Here is a 9,772-nt window from a genome sequence, read left to right on the forward strand (position 1 = left end):
TCGTTTATATTTTTTTTATTTTAAAATGACCATTTTTTCCACTGCCGTAGCGCTGCCTTTGCATTTGTCCTGGTTTTGGCTTTTTGCAAAGATTTTAAAGATGTAAGTTCCTTTTCCTACTGCGTCTCCGAAATCATCTTTGCCGTCCCATTCGATCGCGGTTCTTGGGGTTCGGAAACCTTGATAGAACGGCTCTGCAGTAACAGAATTGCTGATTGTTTTTACCAATTTTCCGGTGATGGTATAAATCTGCACATTCACATCTAAAATATCATCGCAATTATGTTCGAACTGCACGTAGGTCTTGTTGGTAAAAGGATTTGGCCAATTTAAGAGTTTATTAACAATTAAATTTTGGTTGGTTTCATCCTTAACTATAAAGTTTAACGTTTCGGTCGTTGATTTATTGTTGATGTCCCAAACTTTAAAGGTAAGTTGGTGCGGTCCCGGCGATAGATTTCTGAATGGGTAGCTCACATTCCCTTTCTGATAATCGGATAAGGAAGGATTGGTACATCCGTTTCCGTCGCCTGAAAAATAGAAATCGTTGAGCGCTACGGTATTGATGATTTGTCCGTCCAGAACCACGGTGATGTCGTGTCCAATTCCTGAACCTGTAGAGTTTATTCCCTTATCATCGGTTACACAAGCCAAAAGCATTGGGTTTTGGTCGGTAATTCCACCATCTGCAAAATTTTTATTGTTCATATAAAGCTGAACTTTCGGCGCCTCGGTATCATTAATTGGAACAGGATTGATTCCGCCTATTTTTTGAACCTGATTATTGAAAACATCAAAAACTTTATTATCTGCGTAGGCTAAAATTCTACCTTCACCTAATTCATAATTAATGTCTTTCGGAACATAAAATTCTACAGTGAAAACACCGTTAACCGCCTTACCGGAAGATTTTACAATCGATCCTCCTTCTTCGGTGTAATTGAGGACAGGATTCATTTTTGGAACTCCGTCATTATTGAGCGTTTTTTTGTTAAGTCTTTTATCGAAGATATTAATCACCACACGGCCGTTGAATGAGGTATCTAATGTACTGTCGGCCTTGATGATATGACCTTTTACCTTTACGAAATCCAGTGCACGGAGCTGTAGGGAATCAGGAGATTCAATTTCGTCGATGGTTAATAATCTTTTCGGGCGGCTCATTTTGGTCGCCGGATCGCCCAATAAATTTACTTTTAGGTGGTCGGAATGGGTTTTTTTTTCAATTTTAGCCTTCAAGAAAGCATCACCCAAGCTGGTGAAATCGTCATTTGTCAAATTAAAAAGATGTCGGGTGAAAATCGTGGTAAATTCTTCACCATAACCTACGCCAATCGCTCGGCTGGAAGTAAGCATCATAGAAGCACCACCTTGTTTCGATTTCATCACCTGTTCTCCCGCGGAAGAAGTAGCAGGATCGTCCCAAAGCGTGAATTCGCAGGTGATGGTAGAAACCAGCGGGAATCTTGCGTAAACATTATTGTAATTATTGAAATTCTGAATTTCATCTATAGTTAAAACTCTTTCCTGAGCCCATCCGTTGATTCCTCCATGTCCGAAATAGAACAAATAGAGGCTGTTTCCAACAGCATTTACAATGGCTTGGTTTACCTGAGGATATCTTTGTCCACCGGCAGAAGTTTGCGCAGTGAAGGCATCTAAGTACAGTTTTCTGACATTATATTCTTTTCTTACATTCCCCGTTTCGAAAACATTTACCAAGGAAGCATTCATGGTATTGTGGAAAGGAAATTGGTTATCCGCATCATCATCAACCACGAAATCGAGTTTCATTCTCCATTCGCCAAATGGAGTTGGCTGGCCAGGAAGTGCATTGTTGTATGCTAAAGCTTTGTCGATCAGTAATTTTGCTTCTGCAAGATTTGCAGCGGGTAATCTACCAACCGGAAAATCGGGTAGTCGAGAAGATAAAAGTGTAGATGTAACTGGTCGGGGCGAGGTCATAGTAAAATAATCGTCGGTAACGAAGGAGTTCGAATAGTCCCCACTTTCTTCACTTTGGTACGATGGAACAATATCGGATCCGGGGTGGTTTCTTCCGCGGAAATCATAGGAAGTATCGCCTAAAATGAAAAGATATTTCAGTTTTCCTGTTGGTGTATTGAGTTTGGTGGCGAAATCTCTGATGGCGGTAATATCTTTGCTGCCACTGCTGAATTCGTTATAAATTTTATTTACATCTACTACTGCCACGCTATATTTGTCTTGATAATAATTGGCTAATCTTTGCGCCTGTCCCATCATTTCGGTGGAAGTAATCATCAAATATTCAATGTTCTGCAAACTAGATAGATCTTGGTTTTCAATTCTTCCGACAAACGAAGGCGTATAAGCATCGCTGTTTTTAAAAGCTACAAATTCGTTCACAAATTGGTTGCTATTGGCAAGATATCCAAAGTTGAATGTAGCACTGCTGCTGGATTTGTTTACTTTTTTGGTAGCAGTGGTAATGTCAGAAACGTCCCAAACTTGTTCGACCGCTGATGCATCGGAAATGTTGAAAGTGTACAAATCTGAACTTCCCTCCTTGATGTCGTAGCTGCGGAAATTCATTTGGGAATTGTTGAATTTTAAATCTTCTTTATATTGAACTTCGGCATAATCGAAATAAAATTTCCCATTTGGATTGGCAGCGATATTCGGGGCGAAGTTGAAAGTAAGCTGATTGCCTTGTAAATTGGTGATAATTCCATCGTACACCAATGGGATTGCTTCTTTTTTCTCGGTTGCTAAAATCGATGAAGTATAGGAGTTTTGGTTGTTGATTGTGGTAGTAATTTTATTTCCCGCAGATTGGTAAGCGACTACTCTTGAGCGGTATCGAATCACGTCCGAGCTTTGCATCGGAGATTTTGTAGTGAAAGTGAGTGTCTTACTATCGATAATTGCATCGCCTGTCCAAATTCTTCCGATTTTCATTAAATTGAATTTTTCTTCATTAATGAATTGATAATCGTCATAGCGAGAAATCACATTAGAATTCACTGCTTGATCAACTTCCGCAATTCTCTTCCCAGTACCTAAATCGAAATTGATGAAATAATAGGAGTAATCCTCATAAAGATTCACATAATTAAGAGGCCTGTCTGTACGGGTTTCAATTCTTCGGTTTCCGTTACCATTGGGCAAATCGGAAACTTTAAATAAATTATAACCGTGAGGACCTTGAGCATAAAAAAGCGCATAATCTCCATCATTCCAAGTGCCATCTTCTTCACCAACCACCTGAATTGCATTCTCTTGCAAAGCGGAATATCGGGAATCCTGGTTGTGTTCCGGTAACATCACTCCGCCATTTCCGTAAATTCTGAAATTTTTTGGATTAATGCTGGAAGGGTTGATGCCATTATCTCGCAGAAACTGAGCTGTGATTTTGAAAATCCCCGATTTATCTACTTTTATTTTATAGAAATTACCGGTTTTCAGCGGGTTTTCGGTAGTGCCAATTTTTCCGGATAATATTGGACTGGTTTGGGTAGATTTGGTACTGTTTGTAATTGAAAAAGAAGTCAATCGGTAAATATTTCCTTTTTCAGATTTCAAAGCAGCAACTTTTATATCCGAAGTAATTTCTTGGGTGTAAGGATTGGTGTAATTGCTGATTTCGGCTCTTTCATTAGAAGGAATGTTGTATAAACTCAGTTCAAAAAGATCTTTTTGCAAAACTTTTTCCCAAACCATATTGGTCACCGTTTGATTTTTCCCGGAATATTTCCCGGAGGTGTGATAATAAACGGTACCGTCTTCATAAGAAAAACCTTCGCTTTCAAAGTAGGGAATGGTCAATTGATAGCTTCCGTAATCGATGGTTTTGGAGTCCTGCCATTGGATCTTAACAGATTGTGCTGTCGTTAAACAAATCAAAAAAATAATAAAAACGAAAGTAAAAATACTTTTCATTGGGTGTGAAATTTCAGGAATACAAATTAAACGAAAAATAATAAATTATAATATGGAACAATAAAATTAATTTGTTAACGTTTTCCAAAAAAATCTAATTAGAAATTTGATTTATAAGATAATTTCTTTTTTCTTTGTACAACGAAAATATCTATATGCCAACTATGAATAAACTTAAGTTGTTTACATTACTAGCGTTCAGTTCTACTCTTATTCTTACGAGTTGTGGCGGAGGTGGTAATAGCAAGAAAGGTGGCGGAACCAAGCGTTTTACCAGTAAAACCGGATGGAAACCCAATGACCAAAAAGGTTGGTTCTTCACCGGAAAACAACAAAAACAAAAAGGATGGCCAGGAATGGTTTACGTGGAAGGCGGTACTTTTACTATGGGATTAGTGAAAGACGACGTAATGCACGATTGGAATAACACCCCAACAAGAATGCAGGTAAGCTCATTTTTCATCGGAGAAACCGAAATTACCAACTACGAATACCGCGAGTATGTAACTTGGTTGAAATTCGTATTCCCTCCATCTGATCCAAGTTTCAAAGAAATTTATAAAGGTGCTCTTCCTGATACCACCGTTTGGAATAACGAACTTTCTAGAAACGACTTTGCTGAAACTTATTTCCGCAGACCGGAATTCGATTATTATCCAGTGGTAGGGGTTTCTTGGTTACAAGCTTCTAGATATTGCGACTGGTTATCCGATAGAGCGAATGAAAAAGCTTTAATGGAGCAAGGTGTAATTGCTAAAGATTTTTATGCTAATGATGCTAATAACCAAGGTGCAGGAGCTTTCAGTTTAGATAAATTCAAAGCGAATGATCCGGAAATAGAAGCGTATATCAATAAACAAAGACTTCAGCAGAAATCTGGTATTAAAACCAGTAACCAAAGAATTCTTGCCGCTAACAGAAATGCTACAGCAGGTGTAGTTGAAAAATTCCGTCTCCCGACAGAAGTTGAATGGGAATTTGCTGCACTTGGTTTACAAAAAGATAGAGAATACAATTTGTATCTCAACAAAAAACCAGTTATTGAAGAGCTGAAAGGCAAAAAAGGTAGAAATCGTGGGATGTATCTTGAAAACTTCAAACAAGGTAGAGGAGATTACTCCGGTGTTGCAGGATGGAAAAATGATGGTTCACCAACTACTTCAGACGTGAAACAATATCCTTCCAATAACTTAGGAATCTACGGAATGTTCGGTAACGTTGCTGAATGGACTGCAGATGTCTATCGTCCAATTATCGATCAAGAAGCTAGCGATTTCAATTATTACAGAGGAAATGTTGCTCAAGAAGTTGTGAGAAATGCTGATGGAACTTATAAGAAAATTGAAGCTCCTGCATTTGATACTTTAGCGGACGGAAGATTAATTTACAAAGGATTACCTGGACAATATGAAAGAGAAGTTGTTGCTGACAACAGAAATTTTAGAGATGGTGATTTCCAGTCTTCATTAGATGCAGGTTACGGAAGAGGAGAAGATAGTACTACTGCTGGATACAATATGTACAACTCCAAACAGAAAAGATTTATTGTTGATGAGCGTGGTAGAGTAGTATTACAAAAAGACCCAGTATCGAGAACAACTAGAGTTACCAATGAAGTAAGAGTTATTAAAGGTGGTTCTTGGTTAGACGGAGCCTACTGGTTAGATCCAGGACAAAGAAGATTCCGTGATGAGGCTAAAGCTTTCGGATGGGTTGGTTTCCGTGTAGCACAAGATGCTAAATCTTCCGGAAAAGGTAGAACCAAAAGATAATTAGTATAAAATATTTTCTAAATCCTTCTGTTTTTGCAGAAGGATTTTTTATTTTTGAAAAATGAATGCAGCTTCTTTTTATCCGCTTTTTTTGCAAGCAGGAAAAGTAACCATCGATAGTAGAAAAATAGAATCCAATGATATTTTCTTTGCTTTTTCCGGAGAAAATTTCAACGCAGCTACTTTAGCTGAAAAAGCAGCTGATGAAGGAGCTTTAGCAGTAATCGTAGAAGATCAAGCGTTTGAAAATACAGCAAGAAATATCTTTTTTGTTCCTTCTACTTTGGAGTTTTTACAAGAATTGGCAATTCATCACCGGAACCAATTAAATATCCCAATCATCGCATTGACCGGAAGTAACGGGAAAACAACAACCAAAGAAATCATTCATGCTGTTTTGTCTCAGAAATTCAATGTACAATATACTTTTGGGAACCTTAATAATCATATCGGAGTTCCGCTAACATTACTTTCCATTAAGCCCGAACATGAAATTGCAGTGGTAGAAATGGGAGCCAATCATCAGAAAGAAATCCAATTGCTTTGTCAAATTGCACAACCCAATTTCGGGTACATCACCAATTTCGGGAAAGCACATCTCGAAGGTTTCGGCAGTTTCGAAGGAGTGATCAAAGGAAAGTCTGAATTATATGATTATTTAAAAAATCATTCTCAAACTATTTTGGTGAATGAAAATGATCCAATTCAAGTCGAAAAAACCGAAAATTATTCCCCGAAAATTACTTTCGGAAAAGCCAATTCCGATTATCAATTCGAAGAATTTTCCAATGAAAATTTTGTTGGTTTAAGTTTTCAAAATCAAAAAGCACAATCGAAACTTACCGGAAATTATAATTTTACCAACTTGTGTGCTGCAGCGAGTTTGGGCTTCCATTTCGGTTTGAATTTTGAACAGATAAAAACCGCTATTGAAAATTATACGCCAACCAATATGCGTTCTCAGGTTTTAGAGAAAAAAGGAAAAACTTTCGTGCTGGATACTTACAATGCCAATCCAAGTTCGATGGTGGAATCACTGAAAAACTTCAGTACTTTCAATGGAAGTAAAACCATTATCATCGGCGATATGCTGGAATTGGGCGAAGAATCGGATAAGGAACATCAGGCAATGATGTCGTTTGCGGAATCTTTTAATTTCGATGAAATTATCACGGTTGGGAAACACTTCAAAAAAGCCAATTCGATTTCCCAATCTTTTAACGATACTCAGGAATTATCAAAATATCTGGAATCGAATGATATTCAATCCAAAAATGTTCTACTAAAGGCATCGCGAGGAATTGCTTTGGAAAAAATTCTGGAATTTATTCATTAATGAAGATTCCAATAATCATTCAAAATTAATTTGATGTTTTGGAAAGTCATCGGTAAAACTTGTTGAACAATCGCGTCTTTACCTTTCCAAGAAACTTCGGAAATTCCCTCTTCAATTTGCGGTTTCGGCGTTTCATTTCCTACATATTTCATTTTGAACCAATAAGTAGTTTTCAGGATTTTCAGGCCATTTCTTTCAGTGTAAATATGAAAAGTATTGTTGAGAAATTCCTCCAAAATAAGTTCCGATAATCCGGTTTCTTCTTCTACTTCGCGCAATGCGGCTTGTTCCAAAGATTCACCTTTTTCAATTTTTCCTTTTGGCAAATCCCATTTTCCGATGCGGTGAATGAACAAAATTTCGCCATTTTTATTGCTTACAACGCCTCCTGCAGCTTCTACTACTTTGAACATATGGGTAAAATCTTCCCAAATTTCTTCAATATTTTCACCATAAACGTTCAGTTCCGGGCAAGAAGTGTTTTCCAGAAGATCAATCGCGATTTCCAAGGTCGCAAAACCTTCGAAACGCAATTTCTTTTCTATATCTTCAGGATATTTACTAAGCGTTAATTTTTTTTCATTCACAAAAACTTTATACATTTGCATCCATTTAATCACACAAAAATATAAAAATGAATTTAGAAGGACGCAAAATTATTGTAAATAAATCCGTGAACGATTTGGTAGGGATGCTTAAAAATCCTGAAGATTATAAAAATCTGATGCCGGAATCGCTTCAAAATTTCGAAGTAAGAGACAACGGGTTCAAATTCGGCTTGAAAGGAATGCCGGAAATTGCTCTGAAAATCGACGAAGTTACCGAAAACCAAGTTTTGCTTTCTTCCGCAAGTTCTAGTTTAGATTTCTTGTTGAAAGGCACGATGAACGCAGTAAACGAGAACCAAACTGAAGTTCAGTTATTATTCGAAGGAAAATTCAATCCGTTTATTAAAATGATGGTAGAAAAACCACTTCAGAATTTCATCAACACGCTTACCGATAATATCGAAAAGTTGTAAAAGAATATTTTAATAATAAAAAAAGCCCTGAAAGTATTATTTTCAGGGCTTTTTTTATGAATGGGTGTAATTAGCAAAAGCTTCTTCTAAACTTCCGTATTTTCCTTTGAATTCTTCAATCTGAGAATCTTGAATAATATTTCCTTGATGAATAAGTATCACTCGCGAGCAAAGTGCTTCTACTTCCTGCATAATGTGCGTCGAAAGAATGACGGTTTTTTGCCGTCCGATTTCCTTTATCACATTGCGGATTTCAATAATTTGGTTGGGATCTAAACCGTTGGTTGGTTCGTCGAGAATAAGCAAATCCGGTGAGTGCAAAATCGCCTGCGCAAGACCAACTCTTTGTTTGTAACCTTTGGAAAGTTGCGATATTTTCTTGGATTTTTCGGGAGTAATTCCTACCAATTCGATGACTTCATCGACTCTTTCTTTAGCAATTTGATGGATGTCTGCCACGAAATTCAAGTACTCTTTTACATACATTTCCGGATAAAGCGGATTGTTTTCCGGCAGGAAACCCATGTTTTTCTTCGTTGCGATTTCGTTTTCGGTTACGTCGTTGCCGTTGAACAAAATCTTTCCTTCATCAATTTTTAGAACACCAACAATTGATTTCATCAACGTTGATTTTCCTGCGCCATTAGGTCCCAAAAGCCCAATGATTTCGCTGTTTCCAATTTCGAGATTGATGTCGTTTAAAGCAACTTGTTCCCCGAATTTTTTATTTAAATGAATGATTTGAAGTGACATGAATTGTATTTCTGTTTGATGCAAATTTAAGCAATGATGAGCAATTGAGGAATTTTATTGAGCAGCAAATTCTAAAACAATTGTTTTTAATTCAACTTAAAAAATGATAGGATTTATTTTAAGAGCCTGTTTAAAAATTAAATTAGAAAAATTCGTACGGCGTTTATTTTATAAAATAATCTTATAAAAAACTGATTGTCAGTTGTTTATGTTGTTTATTTTCCGTAACTTGTTGGTTACTAATCAATTAAATTACAGTGAAAAATTACTCGACAAACATTTCTGACAATCAGTGGCAATTTATAAAAAAGACTTTGAACCTCAATGACAGAAAGCGAAAATATGGTTTAAGAACCATTTGGAACGCCATAATGTATTTGGTGAAAACCGGTTGCCAATGGAGGATGTTACCCAATGATTTTCCGAAATGGGAATTGGTCTATTACTATTACAGCAAATGGGCAAATGCAGAGGATTTTGATCTGCTTCTTTCGAAATTACGGGAAAAAGTCAGGTTGAAAAGAAATCAAAAAAGAGAACCGAGTTTAGGCATAATGGACAGTCAGAGTGTAAGATGGGGAAACAACCGCTCATTAAATGGTTTTGACGGGAATAAAAAAGTAAAAGGAATTAAAAGACATGTAGTGGTTGATAAAAACGGATTTTTATTAGCAATAATGGTTACTGTAGCCAATGTTCATGACAGTAAAGCTGTTGATTTTCTCATGAGAACTTTGGCATATTTCTTAAGTCCTGTGAAGATTATTCTTGCTGATGGAGGTTACAGAGGAGAAATCATAGAACAGGTGAAAAATAAGTTTGCTTATCTAATCAATGTGGTGATGAGAAATGATGAAAAGAAAACAGATTTTAAGCCCTTTTCTAAAAGATGGATTATTGAACGGACATTTTCCTGGTTTGATAACGACAGGAGATTATGCAGGAATTACGAATTACTAATGGAAAATT

Annotated in this window: 7 protein-coding genes; 4 read left to right on the forward strand and 3 right to left on the reverse strand. The window is 36.8% G+C overall.

The window, feature by feature from the left end:
* Nucleotides 1-15 precede the first annotated feature (15 nt).
* Entirely contained in the window at nucleotides 16-3,921 is a 3,906-nt protein-coding gene (gene porU / locus AP75_RS03135) for a type IX secretion system sortase PorU (RefSeq protein ID WP_088263571.1), read from the reverse strand.
* Between the two features lie 164 nt (nucleotides 3,922-4,085).
* On the opposite strand from porU, the gene gldJ reads away from it, so the two are divergent.
* Together gldJ and AP75_RS03145 are read left to right on the forward strand one after the other, a co-directional pair.
* Nucleotides 4,086-5,693: a gliding motility lipoprotein GldJ gene (gene gldJ, locus AP75_RS03140; RefSeq protein WP_088263572.1), complete on the forward strand. Its 1,608-nt coding sequence runs from the start codon at nucleotides 4,086-4,088 to the stop codon at nucleotides 5,691-5,693.
* Between the two features lie 61 nt (nucleotides 5,694-5,754).
* A complete protein-coding gene (locus tag AP75_RS03145) occupies nucleotides 5,755-7,029 on the forward strand; it encodes a UDP-N-acetylmuramoyl-tripeptide--D-alanyl-D-alanine ligase (protein WP_031502301.1) in 1,275 nt (424 codons plus the stop codon).
* On the opposite strand, the gene AP75_RS03150 is transcribed toward AP75_RS03145, so the two are convergent.
* Nucleotides 7,026-7,631 carry an NUDIX hydrolase gene (locus AP75_RS03150; protein WP_031502302.1) on the reverse strand — a complete coding sequence of 202 codons (606 nt, stop codon included), beginning with the start codon at nucleotides 7,629-7,631 and terminating at the stop codon, nucleotides 7,026-7,028. The two genes, AP75_RS03145 and AP75_RS03150, sit on opposite strands and share 4 nt — an antisense overlap.
* A gap of 32 nt (nucleotides 7,632-7,663) precedes the next feature.
* Here AP75_RS03150 and AP75_RS03155 point away from each other — a divergent pair, with 32 nt between their 5' ends.
* Nucleotides 7,664-8,050, forward strand: a complete 387-nt coding sequence (locus tag AP75_RS03155; RefSeq protein WP_031502305.1) for a hypothetical protein — start codon at nucleotides 7,664-7,666, stop codon at nucleotides 8,048-8,050.
* A gap of 54 nt (nucleotides 8,051-8,104) precedes the next feature.
* Here AP75_RS03155 and AP75_RS03160 read toward each other — a convergent pair whose 3' ends face one another.
* A complete protein-coding gene (locus tag AP75_RS03160; protein WP_088263573.1) occupies nucleotides 8,105-8,803 on the reverse strand; it encodes an ABC transporter ATP-binding protein in 699 nt (232 codons plus the stop codon).
* Nucleotides 8,804-9,060: 257 nt separating this feature from the next.
* Here AP75_RS03160 and AP75_RS03165 point away from each other — a divergent pair.
* A partial coding sequence (locus tag AP75_RS03165) for an IS5 family transposase (RefSeq protein ID WP_088263574.1) occupies nucleotides 9,061-9,772 on the forward strand: 712 nt, incomplete at its 3' end.

It is taken from the genome of Kaistella haifensis DSM 19056 (assembly GCF_000735695.2).
Taxonomy (GTDB): Bacteria; Bacteroidota; Bacteroidia; order Flavobacteriales; family Weeksellaceae; genus Kaistella; species Kaistella haifensis.